Source organism: Acidovorax sp. LjRoot38 (assembly GCF_964252975.1).
In the GTDB taxonomy this organism is placed as follows: domain Bacteria; phylum Pseudomonadota; class Gammaproteobacteria; order Burkholderiales; family Burkholderiaceae_C; genus Acidovorax; species Acidovorax facilis.
Genome location: NZ_CAXUPT020000006.1, coordinates 310615 through 331294, shown reverse-complemented (window position 1 = coordinate 331294; position 20680 = coordinate 310615). Strand labels below are relative to the sequence as shown.

Here is a 20680-nt window from a genome sequence, read left to right as displayed (position 1 = left end):
GCTGAGCCCCGTCAACAAGCGTTGGTTTACTTGCCAGCCCGCGCCTGCGCCACAGCGCCCTGCACGTCCCTCCACAGACTCTCACCCACATTGGCGGCAATGCTCGCGTTCACGGCGCTGAGCTTTTCGCGCATGCGGTTGGCTTCGGCGGCAGGCAGCTCGTTCACTTGCATGCCTTTGCCCTTGAGGTCGGCCAGCGCCTTGTCGGCCTCGGCACGCGTGTCCTGGCGCTCGAAGTCGCGGCTCTTCTTGGCAGCGTCGAGCAGCACCTTCTGCTCGGCCTTCGACAGGCCGTCCCAGTACTTTTTGCTCACCAGCACGATCCAGGGACTGTAGACGTGGTTGGTCACGGTGAGGTACTTCTGCACCTCATAGAACTTGCTCGACAGGATGGTGTTGTAGGGGTTCTCCTGGCCATCTACCGTCTTGGTCTCCAGCGCGGTGAAGAGTTCGGAGAACGGCAATGGCACGGCATTGGCGCCCAGGGTCTTGAAGCTGTCGAGGAACACGTTGTTCTGCATCACGCGCAGCTTGATGCCGTCCATGTCTTCCAGCTTGTTGACGGGGCGCTTGCTGTTGGTGAGGTTGCGAAAGCCGTTCTCCCAGTACACCAGGCCCACCAGACCTTTTTCCTGCAGTTTGTCCATCACCTTCTGGCCCACAGGGCCATCCAGCACCACGTCGGCTTCCTTGGCGTTGTTGAACAGGAAGGGCGTGTCCCAGATCGCCATTTCTTTGGTGATACCCACCAGCGTGGCGGTGGAGCCGACCATCATTTCCTGCGCGCCGCCGATCAGCGCCTGCTGCATCTGCACGTCCGAACCCAGCGCCGCAGCACCGATGGCGCGCACCTTCATCTTGCCGCCCGAGGCTTTTTCGACCTCTTCGGCAAACAGCTTGGTGGCGCGGCCCTGGTTGGACACCTCGTTGAGGCCATAGCCAAACCGGATGATGCGCGGCTTGAAGTCCTGGGCAACTGCCTGGAACGAACAGGTGATGGCAGTCACCGACAGGGCGGCGAGCAGGGTACGTCGGAAAGTTTTCATGGTTGTCTCCATTGGCAAGGGAAAGAAAGGCACGGGAAAAAGAATCAAAGAGGCAAGGTGGGCGAACTGGCACACACCGCACCAGCGGCCGCGGCGCAAGGGCCGCCCCACCGCGCTGGCGGCGTCCCCCTCCCGCATCGCGCAGCGAGGCGAGAGAGGGGTGAAGGCGCGAAGCGACTCAGGGGGTGCTTCATCTCACCTCATCCACACCACAGGGGCTGTCACGATCTGCGGGAACGCCACCAGCAGCGCGAGGATCAGCACATAGGTGAAGAGGAACGGGTTCACGCCTTTGATCACGCTGTGCATCGAGATGCGCCCCACCCCGGCCACCACGTTGAGCACGGTGCCCACGGGCGGCGTGATGAGGCCGATGGCGCCGTTGAGCACAAACATCAAGCCGAAGTACACCGGGTCGATCCCCGCCTTGACGGCGATGGGCAGCATCACGGGCGCAAAGATCAGGATGGTGGGCGTGAGGTCCAGCGCCGTGCCGATGAGCACCAGCACGATCATCATCACGGCCATCAACAGGCGCGGGTTCTCCACCAGCGGGCCCAGCCAGCTGGTCAGCACATTGGGCAGGTCGGCCAGCGTGATCATGTAGCTGGCCACCTGGGCACCGGCGCACAAGAACATCACGATGGAAGTCGTCTTGGCCGCGCGCACCAGTACGCCATAGATGTCCGCCAGCTTCATCTCGCGGTGGATGAAAAGTGCCACCGCCAGCGCATAGAACGCGGCCACCACGGCGGCCTCGGTGGGGGTGAAAACCCCCGTCTTCATGCCGCCGATGATGATGAGCGGCATCAGCATGGCCCAGAAGGCGCGTGCCGTGGCGCGCAAGCGGTCCTTGGCGGGCAAGGGTTCGCCCTTGGGCAGATCCAAGCCGCGCAGCACCCAGCGCCAGGCAAAGATAAGGCCCGCGCCCATCATCAAGCCAGGCACGATGCCCGACACAAACAGCGCCGAGATCGAGGTGTTGGTCGTCACGCCATAGATCACGAACGGCATGGACGGCGGAATGATGGGCGCAATGATCCCGCCCGAGGCGATCAGCCCTGCCGAGGTGTTCATCGGGTAGCCCTGCTGGCGCATCATGGGCAGCAGGATGGTGGCCAGCGCGGCCGTGTCGGCCAGGGCCGACCCGCTCATGCTGGCCATCAGCACCGCAGCGCCGATGGCCACATAACCCAGCCCACCCCGGATATGCCCCACCCATGCCTGCGCCATGTCGATGATGCGACGGCTGATGCCGCCTGAGTTCATCAGCTCACCGGCCAGGATGAAGAACGGCACGGCCAGCAGCGGAAAGCTGTCCACCCCGGCCACGAGGTTCTGCGCGAGCAATTGCGTGTCGAAAAAATCCAGCACCCAGGCCATGCCAGCGCCAGTGAGCACCAGGGCCAGGCCCATGTTCATGCCGGTGCCCATCAGCACCAGCATGCCCAGCGAAAAAACGATAAAAGCCTGCGCTTCGGGTCCCATGGCCATCATCACTTACTCCACCTCGGCGCCGTGACCGAGTTCCAGCGGCTTGCGTTGAATCAACTCGATGACCGCCATCACTCCGATGGCCACCGCGCACAAAAAGGCCGGCAGTGGTAGCAACGCCGCCGGGTAGGCCATGACGACGGAGCGGCTGCCCATGCCCACCACTACCTGCTGCCAGGCGCCCCAGGCCAACATGGCGCTGGCGCTGATCACCAGCAACCGGATCACGGCCGTCAACAGGCCGAAGGCCACCGGTCGCTTTGCCAACAAGCCCGCCAGACTGGTAAAGGCCATGTGCTCACCGGCGGGGTAGGCCGCTGCGGCGCCGATAAAAACCATCCAGACAAACAGCAGGCGCGACAGCTCTTCGCTGGCCGCCACGCCGCTGCCGAAGCCGTAGCGCAGCACCACGTTGATGAAGACCGCCACGGCCATCACGCCGAGGCAACTGGCCATCAGCAGCTGGGAGATCCTGGCGAACCGGCTGAGCGACGGCTGCAGTTGCGCTTGTTGTGCAGGGGAATTCATGCAGACTCCTGGGCGGCGATCCAGGCCGAAGCCTGTTGCTGCAGCGTGGCCAGATCCAACAGCGCATCGAGCCGCAACACGCCCGCCTCGCCCACCGGTGACTCCAGCGTGGCGAACTGGCTGTCCACCAGCGCGCTGGAAAAGAAATGGGTGCCCGCGCGCGCCGCCACACGTTGGCCTGCGTTGGCGCGGTCGATCTCCAGGAACACGAACCGCAACCCCGGACAGGCGCCGCGCAGCCGGTCTCGGTAGGCCTTCTTGAGCGAAGAGCAGGTCAGCACCGCGCCGTGCGGGTGCGCCTGCAGCAATTGCCCCAGCGTGGCCAGCCAGCCCTCGCGGTCTTCGTCGGTCAGGGCAATACCCTGGCGCATTTTTTCGCGACTGGCTGGGCTGTGGTGGTCGTCCCCTTCGATCAGGGGCAGCCCTTCGGCCTGCGCCAGCGCAGCGCCGAGGCTGGACTTGCCACATCCGGCCACACCCATGACCACCAGATAAACCGTTGACGGCAAAACACTCATATTGGTAGCGCTATCCAAGCAATCAGTAAAAAAGGCATCCGCTCCCGGATGCCGCACAAACTGTGGCAAGTTCTTCAACTTCATCCAAAATGGCGGGCATCGCCTTGCTCCATCGCTTGGACAGCGCTATCCTAACCAGATCAATCTCGACCCCCCATGAGGGTTAACCCTTGAACAAACCCGAGACAAGACGCCGCTCCAGCGGCCGCATCACGCTGAACGACGTGGCCAAGGCCGCCGAGGTGAGCCCCATCACCGCGTCCCGTGCCCTGCGCGGCGAGCGCGGCGTGGCGCAAGAACTGGTGCAGCGTGTGAAAGACGCCGCCGCACAACTGGGCTACGTGCCCGACCCCGCCGCCCGCGCACTGGCCTCGCAGCGCAGTGTGCAGGTGCCGGTGCTGGTACCGCTACTGTCCAACGCACTGTTTGTAGACGTGCTGGAGGCCGTGCACCGCACCCTCTTCCCGCACGGCTACCAAGCCCTGATTGGCGTGACGCACTACGATCCGCAGGAAGAAGAGCAGCTACTGCGCACCTACCTGGCCCACCGCCCGGCGGGCCTGCTTGTCACGGGCTTTGACCGCACCGAGGCCGCCCGCCACATGATTGCCACCAGCGGCGTGCCCTGCGTGCACTTGATGGAAATGACGCCCGCACCCGGCGTGTTCTGCGTGGGCTTTTCACAGCAGGACGCGGGCCATGCGATGACAACCCACCTGCTGTCGCGCGGCCACAAGAACATCGCATTCGTTGCCGCCCAGCTGGACCCACGCACCATGCAGCGCGCCGAAGGCTACCGCCGTTGCCTGCGCGAGGCGGGGATGTACGACCCACGGCTGGAGCTGCTCAGCCCTCAGCCTTCATCCATCCGCCTGGGCGCAGAGCTGCTGGAAGAGGTGCTCCGCACCCGCCCTGGCGTGGACGCCGTGTTCTTCTGCAACGACGACCTGGCCCAGGGTGGTCTACTGGCTGCCCAGCGTCTGGGTCTGGCCGTGCCTGGCCGCGTGGCCATCGCCGGCTTTAACGATCTGGCAGGCAGCGACCAGATGCTGCCGCCGCTGACCACCGTACGCACCCCGCGCTCGGCCATCGGCGAGGCCAGTGCGCAGATGCTGCTGACGCTGATGCGGGGCGAGATGCCGGAGAAAAATTCAGTGAATCTGGGGTTTGAGCTGACAGTGCGGGCAAGTACCTGACCGCGCAACACGGCGCGCACCCGACATACCCGCGCCGCCCCGCCGTTCTCCCAGGGGTTCTCTGCGCACATCGAGCGGACAGTGTGCGCTGCGGATCAGGATGGGCTGCCAGGCGTACAACGCGGCAGTAGCCGTGGCTATTGCGAGTCTTTGCAACGCCGCAGACTGCCCGAAACCGCAGGTGCATACATAGCGCGGTATTTTTTCTGAAGATCCCCATGCCTGACGGCTGCGCCGCTGTAACCCTTGCGCGGGCAACGCCTCCCCGTCGGCCACGCACAGGGCGTGCATGGCACGCGCCACAGCCGTAAAGAGCGCAGCCCCCTGCACTCCACCTCTGAGCATGCACGCCACACGCGCTGTGGGCGGTATGACACGCCGCCAGTCATCCAAGCCATGACCTCAGTAAAGCCCCCTCACCCAACATCCGCCCTGCAGTCTCTCCGCGGCGTATAAAAACAGCCCATTTAAGACAATCTATTTACTTATAAAAGAATCAAAATCTTCAACAAACAAAGTCAACCTCGAAGCAAAACTCTCTTGACTACGACAAATAAAGGGTAAACACCTAGACAAGATTAAACGACAACTATTTGACATATGAATTCCAGATCCATACGATATGCAAATACATTGTCTCAAATACCTTCGACTGAGCGCTGTCGCAGGAAGGTATGCCTCGAATTACCCAGGAGTGAACCATGCGCAATCTGAATGGAAAGACCGTGATCGTGACCGGCGGCGGCGGCGGCATTGGTGGGGCTACCAGCCGCCGCTTCGCCGAAGAAGGCGCCCGGGTGGCCGTGTTCGACATGAACCTGGAGGCTGCGCAGAAAGTGGTGGAGGGCATTCGGGCTGCAGGGGGCGTGGCCCAGGCCTTTCAGTGCGACATCACACAGCGCCCCCAGGTGGACGCCGCCGTGGCAGCCGCCGAAGCTGCTCTGGGCCCCATCGATGTGCTGGTCAACAACGCCGGCTGGGATGTGTTCAAGCCTTTCACCAAGACCGTGCCTGCCGAGTGGGACAAGCTCATTGCCATCAACCTGACGGGTGCACTGCACATGCTGCACGCCGTGCTGCCCGGCATGGCAGAGCGCAAGACCGGCCGCATCGTCAACATCGCGTCCGATGCGGCGCGCGGTGGTTCGTCCGGCGAGGCGGTGTACTCCGCGTGCAAGGGAGGGCTGGTGGCCTTGTCCAAGACGCTGGCCCGGGAGCACGCCCGCCAGAACATCACCGTCAACGTGGTCTGCCCCGGCCCCACCGACACCGCACTGCTGGCCGGCGTGGCTGAAGGCGCCCGCGACCCCGCCAAGCTGCTGGAAGCGTTTCGCAGCGCTATCCCCCTGGGCCGCCTGGGCCAGCCCGATGACCTGGCCAGCGCCATTGCCTTCTTTGGCAGCGATGACGCGGGCTTCATCACCGGCCAGGTCATCAGCGTGTCAGGCGGCCTGACCATGCACGGTTGATCCCCGGATACCTCCTTACCTTTACCGAGAGAACACCATGAATTTCGAAGACATCCTGTACGAAGTGCGCAACGGCGTGGCCTGGATCACCATCAACCGGCCCGAAAAGATGAACGCCTTTCGCGGTCAGACCTGCGACGAAATCATCAAGGCGCTGAACAAGGCCGGCTATGACCGTGATGTGGGTGCCATCGTGCTGGCCGGCGCTGGCGATCGCGCTTTCTGCACTGGCGGCGATCAATCGGCCCACAGCGGCAACTACGACGGCCGCGGCACCATTGGGCTGCCTATGGAAGAACTGCACACCGCCATCCGCGACGTGCCCAAGCCCGTGATCGCCCGTGTGCAAGGTTTTGCGATCGGCGGCGGCAACGTGCTGGCCACCATCTGTGACCTAACCATCTGCTCCGACAAGGCGCAGTTCGGTCAAGTCGGTCCCAAGATGGGCTCAGTGGACCCCGGCTACGGCACGGCTTTCCTGGCCCGGGTCGTCGGAGAAAAGAAAGCGCGCGAGATCTGGTACCTCAACCGCCGCTACAGCGGCGCCGAGGCCGTGGCCATGGGCCTTGCCAACTTCTGCTTCCCGCACGACGAGCTGGATGCAGAAGTGCAAAAAATTGGTGAAGAGCTGTGCGAGCGCAGCCCCACCGCGCTGGCCATTGCCAAGCGCAGCTTCAACGCCGACACCGCCCACCAGGCCGGCATTGCGGGCCTGGGCATGTATGCGCTCAAGCTGTACTACGACACCGAAGAGTCGCGAGAAGGCGTGAACGCTTTGAAAGAGAAGCGCAAGCCCGAATTCCGCAAGTACGTGAAGTAAGCAACCGCCGGAGAAGAACGATGAACCCGAACCCGTACATCAACGAAGACCTGCAGGCACTGGCTGAAACGGTGCGCCGCTTTGCGCAGGAGAAGGTCGCACCTGGCTTTTTGGAGCGCGACAAGACCCGGGTGCTGGACCGCGCCCTGCTGCGTGAAATGGGCTCGCTCGGGTTCATCGTGCCGGAGTTGCCCGAGCAGTTCGGCGGACTGGGCATGGGGTGTCTGGCTGCGGGCGTGATCCACGAAGAGATTGCCCGCGCCGACCTGAGCTTCTCGTACCTGAATCTGCTGGCATCGCTCAACGCGCAGATCCTGTCCAAGTATGGCAACCCTGACGTGGTCGGCCCCTGGCTGCAGAAGCTCATTCAAGGCGAAGCGATCTGCGCCATCGCCCTGACCGAGCCGCGTGGCGGCTCCGACGCCGCCAACCTGCGCCTGAAGATCGACCGCGATGGCGACCATTACGTCATCAACGGTGAAAAGACCTCCATCTCGGCCGCCGACCAGGCCGACATCACCGTGGTGTTTGGTCGCACCGGCACACCCGAGCAGGCCGCGCATGGGGTGACCGCAGTGCTGGTGCCCATGGATACACCTGGCATCACCACCAACCGCTTTGACTGCCATGGCCAACGCGCCATTGGCCGCGGCTCGATCTTTTTCGAGAACGTGCGCGTGCCCATCAGCCACCGCCTGGGCGACGAGAACAAGGGCTTCGTGCAGGTAATGCACGGCTTTGACTTCTCGCGCTCGCTCATCGGTCTGCAATGCCTGGCCGTGGCGCGCGTGGCGCTGGAGGAAACCTGGGAATACATCACCCAGCGCCAGGCCTTCGGCCAGCCGCTGTCGGCGTTCCAGGGCGTGACGCATCCGCTGGCGCAGTACGACACCGAGGTCGAAGGCGCTCGCCTGCTGTGCCTGCAGGGCCTGTGGCTCAAGGACAAGGGCCTGCCGCACACCGCAGAAGCCGGCATGGCCAAGTGGTGGGGCCCCAAGCTGGCATACGACGTGATCCACCAATGCCTGCTGTGCTTTGGCCACGGCGGCTACGACCGCGGACTGATGGAGCAGCGCCTGCGCGACGTGCTGGGCTTCCAGATCGGCGACGGCACGGCGCAGATCATGAAAACCATCATCGCCCGCGCCCGAGCCGGCCGCAAGTTTGTGCCTGCCTGAGCGCCCCCCCCAAGTCACCACAGCTCACCGCAGGCCACGGATCACCCACAACAACACCAGGAGACAAGACCATGGAATTTGACGCTGTACTGCTCCCCCCGCGCCGCACGCAGCGGGTGGCCGAAGGCCACTGGCGTGACCGCACCATCAACGATGCGCTGGACGCCTGCGTGGCTGCCTGCCCCGACAAGCTGGCGCTGACCGCGTTGCAAGTGGAAACGGGAGCCACCACCCGCTTTACCTACCGCGAGTTGGCACGCATGGCTGATCGCATTGCCGTGGGCCTATCGCGCCTGGGCGTGGGCCGGGGCGACATCGTGGCGTGCCAGTTGCCCAATTGGTGGCAGTTCACGCTGATCTACCTGGCCTGCTCGCGCATCGGTGCCGTAATGAACCCGCTGATGCACATCTTTCGCGAGCGCGAACTCTCGTTCATGCTGCAACATGGCGAGGCCAAGGTGGTGATTGCGCCCCAAACCTTTCGGGGCTTTGATTTTGAGCAAATGATCACCGCCCTCCAGCCCACCCTGCCGCACCTCAAGCATGTGGTGGTGGTCGGTGGCAGTGGTGCCAACAGCTTTGACGCCCTGCTCAGCGGTCCCGAATGGGAACAGCAGCCCGATGCGCAAGCCATCCTGACCGCCCACCGCCCCGGCCCCGACGAAGTCACCCAGCTCATCTACACGTCGGGCACCACGGGCGAGCCCAAGGGCGTTATGCACTCGGCCAACACCGTGATGGCCAACATCATCCCGTACGCCGAGCGCTTGCACCTGGGTGCCGACGACGTGGTGTTGATGGCCTCGCCCATGGCACACCAGACGGGCTTCATGTACGGCCTGATCATGCCCATCCTCCTACAGGCCAGTGCCGTGCTGCAGGACGTGTGGGAGCCCACCAAGGCCATTGCACTGATCAATGCAGAGAAGGCCAGCTTCACCATGGCCTCCACGCCGTTCCTCACCGATCTGGCGCGTACGGTGGCCGACAGCGGCGTAGCCGTGCCCAGCCTGCGCACCTTTTTGTGCGCTGGCGCGCCCATCCCCGGTCCGCTGGTGGAACAGGCGCGCAAGGCGCTGGGCGCCAAGATCGTCTCGGCCTGGGGCATGACCGAGAACGGCGCTGTCACGCTCACCAGGCTGGAGGACGACGATGAACGCTCCTTCAACACCGATGGCTGCCCGCTGCCTGGCGTGGAGATCAAGGTGGTGGATGTGGACGGCAACGCCTTGCCGCCAGGCGAGCCCGGCAAGCTGCTGCTGCGCTCATGTTCCAACTTTGGCGGCTACCTGCACCGCGCGCATCTGAACGCCACCGACGCCGACGACTGGTTCGACACCGGCGACCTGGCCCGCATCGATGAGCGCGGCTACCTGCGCATCACCGGCCGCAGCAAGGACGTGATCATCCGCGGCGGCGAGAACATTCCGGTGGTCGAAGTGGAGTCGCTGCTCTATCGCCACCCCGCCATCGCCATGGCGGCCATCGTGGCCTACCCTGACGAGCGCCTGGGCGAGCGGGCCTGCGCTGTGGTGGTGCCCAAGCCCGGGCAGACCATCGACCTGCCAGGCCTGGTGCAGTTCCTCAAGGACCAGAAGATTGCCGTGCAGTACATCCCCGAGCGCCTGATCGTGCGAGACGTGATGCCAGCCACACCGTCCGGAAAGATCCAGAAGTTCAAGCTGCGCGAAATGCTGCGCGAACAGGTTGCCTGAAGGTTGCCACCGTTTTCCCGTCGATCACTACTACACAACAAACCAGCAGGAGACAACGACATGCTTACACACCAACCTTCCCCCATCCGCAGACGCCTCATCCAGTCTGCCGCCCTGGCACTCTGTGTCCTGGGCGCCATCGGCACGGCGCATGCGCAGGCCTGGCCCACCAAGCCAGTCAAGATCGTGGTCGGCTTTGCCCCAGGCGGCACCACCGATGTGATGGCACGCGTCATGGCCCAGTCGCTCACCGAAGCGCTGGGCCAGCCCGTCGTGGTGGACAACAAACCTGGCGCCAGCGGCAACGTGGCAGCGGCCGAAGTGATTCGCGCACCTGCAGACGGCCACACCTTCCTGATTGCGCCTACTTCGTTCGAAACGGCCAACCCTTTCCTCTTCAAGCAGAGCATTGCCCCGGCCAAGGACCTCACGCCCATCGCGGGCGTGGGCCGCAGCCAGATGTACCTGGTGGTCAAGCCCCAGTCCACCTTCAAGGACGCCAGGGAGTTTGTGGCCTATGCCCGCGCCAACCCGGGCAAACTGTCGTACTCCTCCGCAGGCCCCGGCACACCACCGCACCTGGCGGGCGAGTTGTTCAAGAAAGTCACCGGCGTGTTTGCAACGCACATCCCTTACCGGGGCGCAGCGCCTGCATTGCAGGATGTGATGGCCAACCAGGCGGACTATGTCTTTGACCCAGGCATTGCCTTCCCGCACGTGCGCGCAGGCAAGGTACGCATGCTGGCCGTGGCGGGGGCCAAGCGGTCGTCGTTCTTCCCGGACGTGCCCACGCTGGCAGAGCTGGGCTTCAAGGGTGCGGAGCTGGACATCTGGTTTGGCATGTGGGCCCCCAATGGCACGCCTGCAGACGTCACGGCACGTATGGCCCGGGAGATCGCCAAGGTGCTGGCCCTGCCCAGCACCAAGAACCGCTATGAATCGCTGGGCGCCGAGCCCGTGGGCCTGGACAACGCCGAGTTCCGCACCCTTCTGACCGAAGAGACCAAGCTGCTGTCTGGCCTGATCCAGGAAGCCAAGATCAACATTGACTGACCCGGCCACCCGCCACACCCACGATGAATGACGCTTTGGTACTGACGGAAACCCGGGGTCGGGTGGGCGTGATCACGCTCCACAGGCCCCAGCAGCTCAACGCACTCAACGACGCCCTGATGGACCAGCTGGGCGCCGCCCTGCTGGCCTTCGATGCGGAAGACCATGTCGGCGCCATCGTCCTCACCGGCAGCACCAAGGCATTTGCGGCCGGTGCAGACATTGCGGCCATGGCCGACTGGTCGTTCATGGATGTGTACCGGGGCGCCTTCATCACCCGCAACTGGGAGACCATTCGCCAAGTGCGCAAACCGGTGCTGGCGGCCGTGGCAGGCTTTGCCATGGGCGGCGGCTGTGAGCTGGCCCTGGCCTGCGACATCATCATGGCAGCCGAATCGGCCCGGTTCGCGCTGCCCGAGATCAAGCTCGCCATGCTGCCCGGTGCCGGCGGCACGCAGCGCCTGCCGCGTGCCATCGGCAAGGCCAAGGCGATGGACATGTGCCTGTCGGCCCGCCTGCTCGACGCGCAAGAGGCCGACCGCTACGGTTTGGTCTCACGCGTCGTACCCGACGCCGAACTGCTGGACCGCACGCTGGCCCTGGCCACCCAGATTGCCGGCTTCTCGCTGCCCGCGCTTATGGCCATCAAGGCATCGGTCAACCGCGCCTGGGAAAGCCCGCTGACCGAAGGCATCCTATTCGAGCGCCATGCGCTGTACGAGCGCTTTGCCAGTGCAGATGCCCATGAAGGCATGCATGCGTTTCTCGGCAAACGCGAACCGGCATTCGAACACCGCTGAGCGGAAGAAGCCGGTCGCCTCCGACCGGCGTCCGGCGTCCACCCGGCTGCAGTCTGCTCAGCCCTCGGTGTCCCCGCCAGTGTCCAGCCGCTGCATGTTGTCCAGCAGCTTGAGCAGGTAGTGCAGCGTGTGGGTGATGTCACCCACCGAGAACTCATCCAGCGCCTGTTCATAGTACGCATCGATCTTGGGCCGGGCCTTGACCAGCCACACCATGCGCCCTGACTCGGTCATCTTGATCAGACGGGAGCGGCGGTCCTTTTCATCGATCTCCATGCAGATATGGCCATCGCGCTCCAGCCGCCCGATCACACCCGCAAGGTTCTGGCGGCTGACCAACAGGTAGCGCGCCAGCTCGTTCACACCCATGCCCTGCTGCGCTTCCTCACGCGACAGGGCACCAAGTACTGCCCATTGCTGCGTGGTCAGCCCTTCGCTCTCCACCGCCCGCGAACCGGTTTTATGCAACAAGTTAGCGCATTGATACAGCCTGAAGAACAACCGATTGGCCAGCTCCATGCGGGCAATCTGGGCTTTGGAATCTGGGGAATGCATGCGTTGGGCTCTCGGGGTTTTGCAGACGATGGCAACAGGACAATCAAGACAACACATTGTCGCACCGTCATCCAGCCTCTGCATGCCATGGCCCGCTCAACAACCTCCTTGCCTGTGCACCACCCCACCCAGTCACAGCGATCGCAGCAAGGCCGCGGGCAGCTGGTGCCGCCAGCTCCAGCTCTCATCTCAGGTCGGTGCTGCCAGCGCCCGGCCGCCGGAGGTTGCCTTCATTTCCTTGCGCAACGCCACCGCATCCCGCGCCTGGCTGGGCGCCGACGCATCGATGCGGAACACCTGCACCGTCTCGGTCATCGTCTGCGCCTGCCCGTTGAGCTGCATCGCCGAGGCGGCGTTTTCCTCCACCAGCGCGGCGTTCTGCTGCGTGATGGTGTCCAGTTGCGCCACGGCGGCGTTGACCTGAGAGATGCCGCTGAGCTGCTCGTTGGACGCGCTGTGAATTTCACCGATCAGCGTGTTCACGCGGCGCACCAGCTCCAGCGATTCGGTCATGGTCTTCTGCGCTGCGTCGGTCTTTGCGTGGCCTTCGCTCACCTTGGTGGCCGAGTCGTCGATGAGCTGGCGGATTTCCTTGGCGGCCGAGAGCGTGCGGTGCGACAGGCTGCGCACCTCGGAGGCCACCACCGCAAACCCGCGCCCCTGCTCACCCGCACGCGCGGCCTCCACGGCGGCGTTGAGCGCGAGGATATTGGTCTGAAACGCAATGGAGTCGATGAGCTGGGTGATCTCGCTGATGCGGCCGGAGGCAGTCTGGATCTGCTTCATGGTGCTGGCCACGCCGTCCACGGCCTCGCTGCTGCGCTCAGCCACCTGGGTGGCCTGGGTGGCCAGCACGGTGGCCTGGCGGGCCGATTCGGCCGTCTGCTTGACGGTGCCGGTGATTTCCTCCATCGACGCCGCCGTCTGCTCCAGGTTGCTGGCCTGGGCTTCGGTGCGTTCTGACAGGTCCTGGTTGCCCTGCGCGATCTCGCGGGTGGAAAGCTGCATGTGTTCGCTCTCCTGGCGCGCATCGCGCACGATGGACAACAGGTTCACATTGAGCTGGGCCAGCGCCTTTTGCAGTTGACCCACGGTGTCGCTGCGCGACGCCGCAATCTTCTGGGTAAGGTCGCCTGCGGCCATGCGGTTGGCCCATCGCAGCATCTGCGACAACGGCGCCACGGTGGCCCGGTGCAGGTACACCGCCATGCCCAGGGCCAGCAGCACCACGCCCAGCCAGGCTGCGCCAGCCGCGACGGTCATGGTGTGCCCGCCCAGCAGCGCAGCCCCCCACGACGCGAACACCAGCAGCAGCGTGCACAGCATGATCTTGCCGAGCGGCCCGAGCTGCACTGCGCGGGCCATGCGCCCCCAGAGCGTGTTCTTGACGATCTGCCCCTCGCGCAGCACGTGCACCAGGGTTCCAGCCTGTTTTTCGGCCTGCATCTGGCGGTAGAGCTGGTCGGCGGCCTGTATCTGGTCGCGGGTGGCCTCGGTGCGCACGGACATGTAGCCCGTGGGCTGGTCGCCCTGCATGAGCGGGGTGACGTTGGCCATCACCCAGTAGAACGTGCCGTCCTTGCGCCGGTTCTTGACCGGGGCCGACCACGGGTTGCCGCTGGCAATGGTCTCCCACATGTCGCGGTAGGCCTCCTCGGGCATGTCGGGGTGTCTGACGATGTTGTGGGGCTGGCCCAGCAGCTCTTCCTTCTCGTACCCGCTGACCTCGATGAACATCGGGTTGCAGTACAGGATGCGGCCCTTGAGATCGGTGGTGGACACCAGGGTCTGGCCTTTGGGGAACGCATATTCCTGCGTGCTGATCGGGAGATTGACGCGCATGGGGACCCTCCTCAGGGAATGCCTCGTCACCTCATAACCGGGCAACACGGCAACGGATGAACCGAATACATCCTATGTTGAATTTTTATGATTTGAAACACCTAAGTGGCTCTGCTGGTTTGCAGCCACCAAATTGGTGCATCGCGCCAAAAAAGTGCATCACACCGGAGCACGCTGCACTAACTTGGACTGGCAGGCAATTTTAACTTCAAATTTGATAGCAAAAAACTCTCGATACGCAAGCGCCAGCTGCCGTTTTTACTCAAACCAAGTGCCACCAGAACTTGGCACATCCTTTGCATGTTCAGCACCACGGTCAACGCTGGCCGTGTGTCAGCCCGGTGCAACGGCGGATTGGGCGAACAAGACGTTGGCGTCTTCATGGGATGTGTGGGGCTTGCAAACAAACCAGCAAGCCCGCGCGGCCCGTGTTGGCGCCTTTTTGTTTTTCTGCCCGGTTGTGGGTGTGCTTGCAGCAGCACAGCAGCCTCTTTGCGCTAGATCGCCATGCTTCAATTTCGAGAGTTTCTCAAGTCCGGCCACGCCCCAACGCTGTGGTCGTCCTTTCTGTATTTCGGTTTCTCGTGCGCAGTCTGGGTGATCAACGGTGCCATGGCACCGTTCATCCGCGATGCCTTCCAGCTCACACCGACGCAGATGGGCATGATGCTGTCCATTCCCATCTTTGCGGGCGCCCTCATGCGGTTTCCGCTGGGCATCCTGGCGCAGTACATCGGTCGCAAGAACGCCACGCTGGTCGAGATGGCGGGGATCTTTGTGGCCATGGGCTACGGCTACCTGTTCGTGCATTCGTACAACGACCTGCTCGCCATGGGCATCCTGCTGGGCGTGGCGGGTGCCAGCTTTGGGGTGGCCCTGTCACTGGGCTCGGGCTCGTTCCCGCCGCGCTACAAAGGCCTGGCCATGGGTATCGTGGGCGCCGGCAACGTGGGCACTGCGGTGGCAGCCCTGCTCGCGCCCATGCTGGCGCAGAAGTTTGGCTGGCAGGCCGTGTATGGCTTTGCTGCCGTGAGTGTGGCGATACCCGCGCTGGTGATGGCGGTGTATGCCAAGGAGCCGCCCGACCTGGCACCCCACGCCAGCTTCCGTGAGCACATCGCCTGCCTGTTTGAAAAAGACGGCTGGGCCTTCAGCCTGATCTACGCCGTGACTTTTGGCGGCTTCATTGGCCTGACCACCTTCTTGCCCAGCTACTTCTATGACCAGTTCGGCGTAAGCAAGGTGGCGGCCGGCCAGCTCACGATGATGGCGGCATTCCTGGGCGCGGCCCTGCGCGTGTTTGGTGGCTGGCTGTCGGACCACTGGGGCGGTGTGAACACCCTGACCGGCGTGCTGGCCATCACCGCCGCCAGCATGGTGCTGTGTGGCCTGGCCGAAAAATCACTGCCCGTGACCATGCTGCTGTTCCTGGTGTGTTTTGCGGCCCTGGGGGCAGGCAACGGCGCCCTGTTCCAGCTGGTGCCGCTGCGCTGGCCATTGGCCACGGCGGTGGCAGGCTCGATGATCGGCGAGATCGGCGCGCTGGGCGGCGGCCTCATCCCCAATGGCATGGGCATCTCGCGCCAGTACACCGGCACCTACCTCTGGGGCTTTGTGGGCATTGCGGTGTGTGCGCTGGCCATGCTGGTGCTACTGCGGGTGATGCAGATCCGCTGGACGCGCACGTGGGCAGAGAAGGGTGGACGTGCGCGCAGCGCATGACCGGCGTAGCCGGTGAGCGCGCAAGCGCTCGCCCCACTTCCAGCCAAAGGGCACTCGCTCAATGGGCGTCGTGCATGCACGGTCTTTTACCAAAACAAGCCCCAGCGCTTATCTCATAAGCGCTAAAAGCTATGTTTTTAATAGCAAATCGCCGCGAAAGCTCACCGCGGCAAAAACAGCAGCCAATAAATCAACAGCACATTCACCAGCACGCTCACGGCCAGAGCGATCTTCCACAGGGCCGTGGCATCGCGCTGCATCAGCGGCTGGGGCCCGGTCGCCGACAGGGGGCGTGAGGCGCCGCGCTCCAGGGCCAGCAGCAGTTCCTCGGCAGTTTCAAAACGCTGGGCGCGGTTGCGGGCCACGGCCTTCAGGGCAATCTGGTCGAGCCAGATCGGCACGCCCGGGTTGTGGCGGCTGGGGGGCACCGGGTCGCGGTGGTAGCGGCCCAGCTGGTACTGCACCACCTCGCCATAGGGCAGGCGCCCGTGGCTGAGCAGCTGGTACAGCGTGACCCCCAGCGCAAACAGGTCGCTGCCCGCATCGGGCAGCTGGCCGGAGGGGTCGCCGCCCTTTTCATAGCCCGGCCACTGCTCGGGGTTCATGTAGCTGGGGGTTCCGGCGTGCAGGCGGCGGGTGGCCTCGGGCTCGCGGCCTGAGAGGGCCACGCCCAGGTCCAGCACACGCAGCACCCCGTCGTCGCCCAGGTGCAGGTTGTCGGGCTTGATGTCGCGGTGCACCACGCCCTGGCGGTGCAGCCAGCCCAGCACGCGCGCGGCCTGCACGGTCACCGTCACAGCCTGCCCCACGGCCAGGTGCTGGCGATGGCGCAGGCGCTGCCCCAGCGTGTCGCCGGAATGCCAGTCGTACAGCAGGTAAAACGCGCTGGCTGCGGCGCCATCGCCAAAGCCGCCGTCTCCCACCGGCCAGTCGTTGAGCCGCGCCAGATGGGCGGCGGCCTGGCCCGACTGCATGCGCCGCGCCACCCAGGCCTCGTGCGCCAGCGTGGCGCGTTCTTCGGCGTCGTGGGCGCGCGCGGGCAGCAGGGTCTTGAGGGCATACAGCCGCTGCGTGGCCCCGTCGCGCACCTGGTACAGCCGGTGGATGCCGTTGTCGGCCACGATGGCTGTCACCGTGAGGCCGTCCACGGTGTCGCCCACCTTGAGCAGGGGCAGCACGGGCAGGTCCTGGGCGCGGCGCGATTCGTCTTGCAGCGTGGCCTCCAGCGCGCCCTGCACCCGCACCACCAGCGCGGTCACGTTGTCGCTGCTGCCACGGCGCAGGGCAACCTGCACCAGCTCGTCGGTGAGCGCCTGGGCCGGTATCTCCTGGCGCAGCAGCTGGCGCAGTTCGCGCTCGGGCACGCTGCCGTGCACGCCGTCCGACAGCAGCACAAACAGGTCGCCGCTGCGCAGCTCGCCCTGGCTGTAGTCCACCACCACGTGGTCGTCCAGGCCCATGGCGCGGGTGAGCTGGTGCCTGAGATCGTGCTGCGCCATGACGTGGTCGGTGGTCAGCTGCTGCAGGCGGCCCTCGCGCACCAGGTAGGCGCGCGTGTCTCCCACATGGGCCAGCGTGTAGGACTGGCCACACAGCACCAGCGCGGTCAGCGTGGTCAACCCCACCGCAGGCTGGCGGCGCCGGTTCATGGAGGCGAGCCAGCCGTTGTGGGCGGACAGGATGCGGTCCAGCGCCACCGTGGTGTCCCAGGTGTCGGGCGTGGCGAAGTAGTCGTTCACCAGCGTGTTCACTGAAGTCTGGGCGGCCTCGCGGCCATTGCCGCCGGTGCTCACGCCGTCGGCGATGGCCGCGATGGCTCCGCGCTCACGGTCGCGCCCCTGGCCCAGCACGAGCGCGGCGAAGTCTTCGTTCACCTCCTTGCGCCCAGCCTGCGAGGTGTGGCCGAAATCCAGTTCAAAAGTCATGCACCAGCTCCTTGCAGGTTCCGTGCCCAAGGTGGTGCGCCCCGCGCCAGACAAGGGCATACCCCCGTGGCGCCTGCGCAGAGCCGGGGCAGCACTGCACCACCCCCCACACGCGGGTCTCAAAACACCCCCAGAAGCCGCCCCACCTCAGTGCAAATCGACTGGCACAAGCATTGCTTAACTCCAGCAACGACCCCACAGGGTCACGCAATCCACCCGTGCAATGGCGCAGGGGTGGATTGCCCGGACGAAGGCGTCCGCACATGCGGTTTCGACAGGAATTCGAAACGGCATCGTGTGGACGCCTTTTTTGTTTTTCGAATCGCCCAGGCGATAGAACCGACGGAGTCACGATGAAAAAGCTCAAGCTGGTGATGGTAGGAAACGGCATGGCCGGTGTGCGCACGCTGGAAGAGCTGCTCAAGATTGCCCCGGATCTTTACGACATCACGGTGTTTGGGGCCGAGCCCCACCCCAACTACAACCGCATCCTGCTCTCGCCCGTGCTGGCCGGCGAGCAGACCATCGACGAGATCATTCTGAACGATTGGTCCTGGTATGCCGACAATCACATCACGCTGCACACCGGCTTCACCGTGACCGACGTGGACCGCGTGCGCCGCGTGGTCAGCGCCACCAGCAAGGATGGCACGGTGGTCACCGCCGAATACGACCGACTGATCCTCGCCACAGGCTCCAACCCCTTCATCCTGCCCATCCCCGGCAAAGACTTGCAGGGCGTGTTGGCCTACCGCGACATTGCCGACACACAGGCCATGATCGACGCGGCCGCCACGTACAAGCATGCCGTGGTCATCGGCGGCGGCCTGCTGGGCCTGGAGGCCGCCAACGGCCTGATGAAGCGCGGCATGCAAGTGAGCGTGGTGCATGTGGGCGACTGGCTGATGGAACGGCAGCTGGACGACGTGGCCGGGAAGATGCTGCAAAAGTCGCTGCAGGAGCGCGGCATGCAGTTCTTGATGAAGGCGCAGACGCAGGAGCTGGTGGGCAACGCCGAAGGCCGCGTGGCCAGCGTGAAGTTCAAGGACGGCACCGAGGTGCCCGCCGACCTGGTGGTGATGGCCGTGGGCATCCGCCCCAACACCGCCCTGGCCGAAAAGATGCGCCTGCACGTGAACCGCGGCATCGTGGTGAGCGACACGCTGCAGACCACCACCGACGCCCGCATCTACGCCGTGGGCGAATGCGCCGCGCACCGGGGCATTGCCTATGGCCTGGTGGCCCCGCTGTTCGAGCAGGGCAAGGTGCTGGCCAACCATTTGGCCGAATTCGGCATCGGCCGCTACCAGGGCTCGCTCACGTCCACCAAGCTCAAGGTGACGGGCATCGACCTGTTCTCGGCCGGAGACTTTCAAGGAGGAGACGACACCGAGGAGATCGTGATGAGCGACCCCTTCGGTGGCGTGTACAAAAAGCTCGTCATCAAAGACGACAAGCTCGTGGGCGCCTGCCTGTATGGCGACACTGTGGACGGTAGCTGGTACTTCAAGCTGCTGCGCGACGGCCGCAGCGTGAGCGACATCCGCGACAAGCTGATGTTTGGCGAGAGCAACATCGGGGATGTAGGCCATCAGGGCCAGAGCAAGGCTTCTGCCATGGCCGACACCGATGAGGTCTGCGGCTGCAACGGTGTGACCAAGGGCGCCATCTGCAAAGCCATCAAGGACAAGGGCCTGTTCACGCTGGAAGAGGTCAAGAAGCACACCAAGGCCAGCGCCTCGTGCGGCTCGTGCACGGGTCTGGTGGAACAGATCCTGATGTTCACGGCAGGCGGTGACTACAGCGCCACACCCAAGACCAAGGCCATGTGCGGCTGCACCGACCACGGTCACCAGGCCGTGCGCGATGCGATCCGCAGCAGCAAGCTGGTCAGCATTGCCGAGGTGTTCAAGTTTATGGAGTGGAAGACGCCCAACGGCTGCGCCAGCTGCCGTCCCGCCGTCAACTACTACCTCATCAGCACCTGGCCCAAGGAAGCCAAGGACGACCCGCAGAGCCGCTTCATCAACGAACGCAGCCACGCCAACATCCAGAAAGACGGCACCTACAGCGTGATCCCGCGCATGTGGGGCGGCGAGACCACGGCCGACGAGCTGCGGCGCATTGCCGACGCGGTGGACAAATACAAGATTCCCACCGTCAAGGTCACGGGCGGCCAGCGTATTGATCTGCTGGGCGTGAAGAAGGAAGACCTGGTCAATGTGTGGAAGGACATCGGCATGCCCAGCGGCCACGCCTATGCCAAGGCCCTGCGCACCGTGAAGACGTGCGTGGGCAGCGAGTGGTGCCGCATGGGCACGCAGGACAGCACGCAGATGGGCAAGGACCTGGAGCGCGCCATGTGGCGCATGTATGCGCCGCACAAGGTGAAATTTGCGGTGAGCGGCTGCCCCCGCAATTGCGCCGAGGCCGGCATCAAGGACGTGGGCATCATCGGTGTGGACAGCGGCTGGGAAATGTACGTGGCCGGTAACGGTGGCATCAAGACCGAGGTAGCGCACTTCTTCACCAAGCTCAAAACCGCCGAGGAAGTGCTGGAGTACACCGGCGCCTTCTGCGAGCTGTACCGCCAGGAAGGCTGGTACCTGGAGCGCACCGTGCACTACGTGAACCGTGTGGGCCTGGACTATGTGAAGAAGCGCATTTTGGAAGACCACGAAGGCCGCAAGGCGCTGTGGGAGCAGCTGCAGTTTGCGCTGGACGGCGAGCCCGATCCCTGGTTCGACTTTGACAAGGCGGCCGTGGACACACGCCAGTTCGCGCCCTTGAGCGCCTGATCGCCCAAGTCCGGAGAGACC

16 protein-coding genes are annotated in these 20680 nt (G+C 64.4%); 9 read left to right on the top strand and 7 right to left on the bottom strand.

Annotation, left to right across the window (positions count from 1 at the left end; translation table 11 throughout):
- Positions 1-26: 26 nt before the first annotated feature.
- From ACSQ22_RS13875 to ACSQ22_RS13860, 4 genes are all read right to left on the bottom strand, one after another.
- Complete coding sequence (locus ACSQ22_RS13875; RefSeq protein WP_436130654.1) at positions 27-1046, bottom strand: TRAP transporter substrate-binding protein; 1020 nt, start codon at positions 1044-1046, stop codon at positions 27-29.
- 195 nt (positions 1047-1241) lie between these two features.
- Entirely contained in the window at positions 1242-2534 is a 1293-nt protein-coding gene (locus ACSQ22_RS13870) for a TRAP transporter large permease (RefSeq protein ID WP_228900221.1), read from the bottom strand.
- 12 nt (positions 2535-2546) lie between these two features.
- Positions 2547-3068, bottom strand: coding sequence for a TRAP transporter small permease (locus ACSQ22_RS13865; RefSeq protein WP_436130653.1), 522 nt, complete (start codon positions 3066-3068; stop codon positions 2547-2549).
- Entirely contained in the window at positions 3065-3550 is a 486-nt protein-coding gene (locus tag ACSQ22_RS13860; protein WP_228900224.1) for a gluconokinase, read from the bottom strand. Before ACSQ22_RS13860 ends, ACSQ22_RS13865 begins: the two co-directional genes overlap by 4 nt.
- 206 nt (positions 3551-3756) lie before the next feature.
- Here ACSQ22_RS13860 and ACSQ22_RS13855 point away from each other — a divergent pair, with 206 nt between their 5' ends.
- The 7 genes from ACSQ22_RS13855 to ACSQ22_RS13825 all read left to right on the top strand — a co-directional run bounded on the left by ACSQ22_RS13855 (position 3757) and on the right by ACSQ22_RS13825 (position 11817).
- Positions 3757-4782, top strand: coding sequence for a LacI family DNA-binding transcriptional regulator (locus ACSQ22_RS13855; RefSeq protein ID WP_218299183.1), 1026 nt, complete (start codon positions 3757-3759; stop codon positions 4780-4782).
- Between the two features lie 701 nt (positions 4783-5483).
- Entirely contained in the window at positions 5484-6251 is a 768-nt protein-coding gene (gene badH, locus ACSQ22_RS13850; RefSeq protein WP_436130652.1) for a 2-hydroxycyclohexanecarboxyl-CoA dehydrogenase, read from the top strand.
- A 37-nt stretch (positions 6252-6288) separates the two neighbouring features.
- Positions 6289-7071: a 2-ketocyclohexanecarboxyl-CoA hydrolase gene (badI, locus tag ACSQ22_RS13845; RefSeq protein WP_436130651.1), complete on the top strand. Its 783-nt coding sequence runs from the start codon at positions 6289-6291 to the stop codon at positions 7069-7071.
- Between the two features lie 20 nt (positions 7072-7091).
- Positions 7092-8249, top strand: coding sequence for a cyclohexanecarboxyl-CoA dehydrogenase (aliB, locus tag ACSQ22_RS13840; protein ID WP_056058286.1), 1158 nt, complete (start codon positions 7092-7094; stop codon positions 8247-8249).
- A gap of 71 nt (positions 8250-8320) precedes the next feature.
- Positions 8321-9964 (top strand): cyclohexanecarboxylate-CoA ligase, encoded by a 1644-nt coding sequence (aliA, locus tag ACSQ22_RS13835; RefSeq protein WP_436130650.1) that lies wholly within the window; start codon positions 8321-8323, stop codon positions 9962-9964.
- 60 nt (positions 9965-10024) lie between these two features.
- Positions 10025-11017, top strand: a complete 993-nt coding sequence (locus ACSQ22_RS13830) for a Bug family tripartite tricarboxylate transporter substrate binding protein (protein WP_395453475.1) — start codon at positions 10025-10027, stop codon at positions 11015-11017.
- 23 nt (positions 11018-11040) lie between these two features.
- Positions 11041-11817: an enoyl-CoA hydratase-related protein gene (locus ACSQ22_RS13825; protein WP_436130649.1), complete on the top strand. Its 777-nt coding sequence runs from the start codon at positions 11041-11043 to the stop codon at positions 11815-11817.
- Positions 11818-11874: 57 nt separating this feature from the next.
- Here ACSQ22_RS13825 and ACSQ22_RS13820 read toward each other — a convergent pair whose 3' ends face one another.
- Positions 11875-12372, bottom strand: coding sequence for a MarR family winged helix-turn-helix transcriptional regulator (locus tag ACSQ22_RS13820; RefSeq protein WP_436130648.1), 498 nt, complete (start codon positions 12370-12372; stop codon positions 11875-11877).
- Between the two features lie 189 nt (positions 12373-12561).
- Entirely contained in the window at positions 12562-14214 is a 1653-nt protein-coding gene (locus tag ACSQ22_RS13815; RefSeq protein WP_121419399.1) for a methyl-accepting chemotaxis protein, read from the bottom strand.
- A 507-nt stretch (positions 14215-14721) separates the two neighbouring features.
- Between ACSQ22_RS13815 and ACSQ22_RS13810 the strand changes: the two genes are divergently transcribed.
- The gene (locus ACSQ22_RS13810; RefSeq protein WP_121419398.1) at positions 14722-15936 is read left to right on the top strand and encodes an MFS transporter; all 1215 of its coding nucleotides are present in this window, start codon (positions 14722-14724) and stop codon (positions 15934-15936) included.
- Between the two features lie 161 nt (positions 15937-16097).
- On the opposite strand, the gene ACSQ22_RS13805 is transcribed toward ACSQ22_RS13810, so the two are convergent.
- The gene (locus ACSQ22_RS13805; protein ID WP_436130647.1) at positions 16098-17861 is read right to left on the bottom strand and encodes a bifunctional protein-serine/threonine kinase/phosphatase; all 1764 of its coding nucleotides are present in this window, start codon (positions 17859-17861) and stop codon (positions 16098-16100) included.
- A 353-nt stretch (positions 17862-18214) separates the two neighbouring features.
- Between ACSQ22_RS13805 and nirB the strand changes: the two genes are divergently transcribed.
- The gene (gene nirB / locus ACSQ22_RS13800) at positions 18215-20659 is read left to right on the top strand and encodes a nitrite reductase large subunit NirB (RefSeq protein WP_436130646.1); all 2445 of its coding nucleotides are present in this window, start codon (positions 18215-18217) and stop codon (positions 20657-20659) included.
- Positions 20660-20680 lie beyond the last annotated feature (21 nt).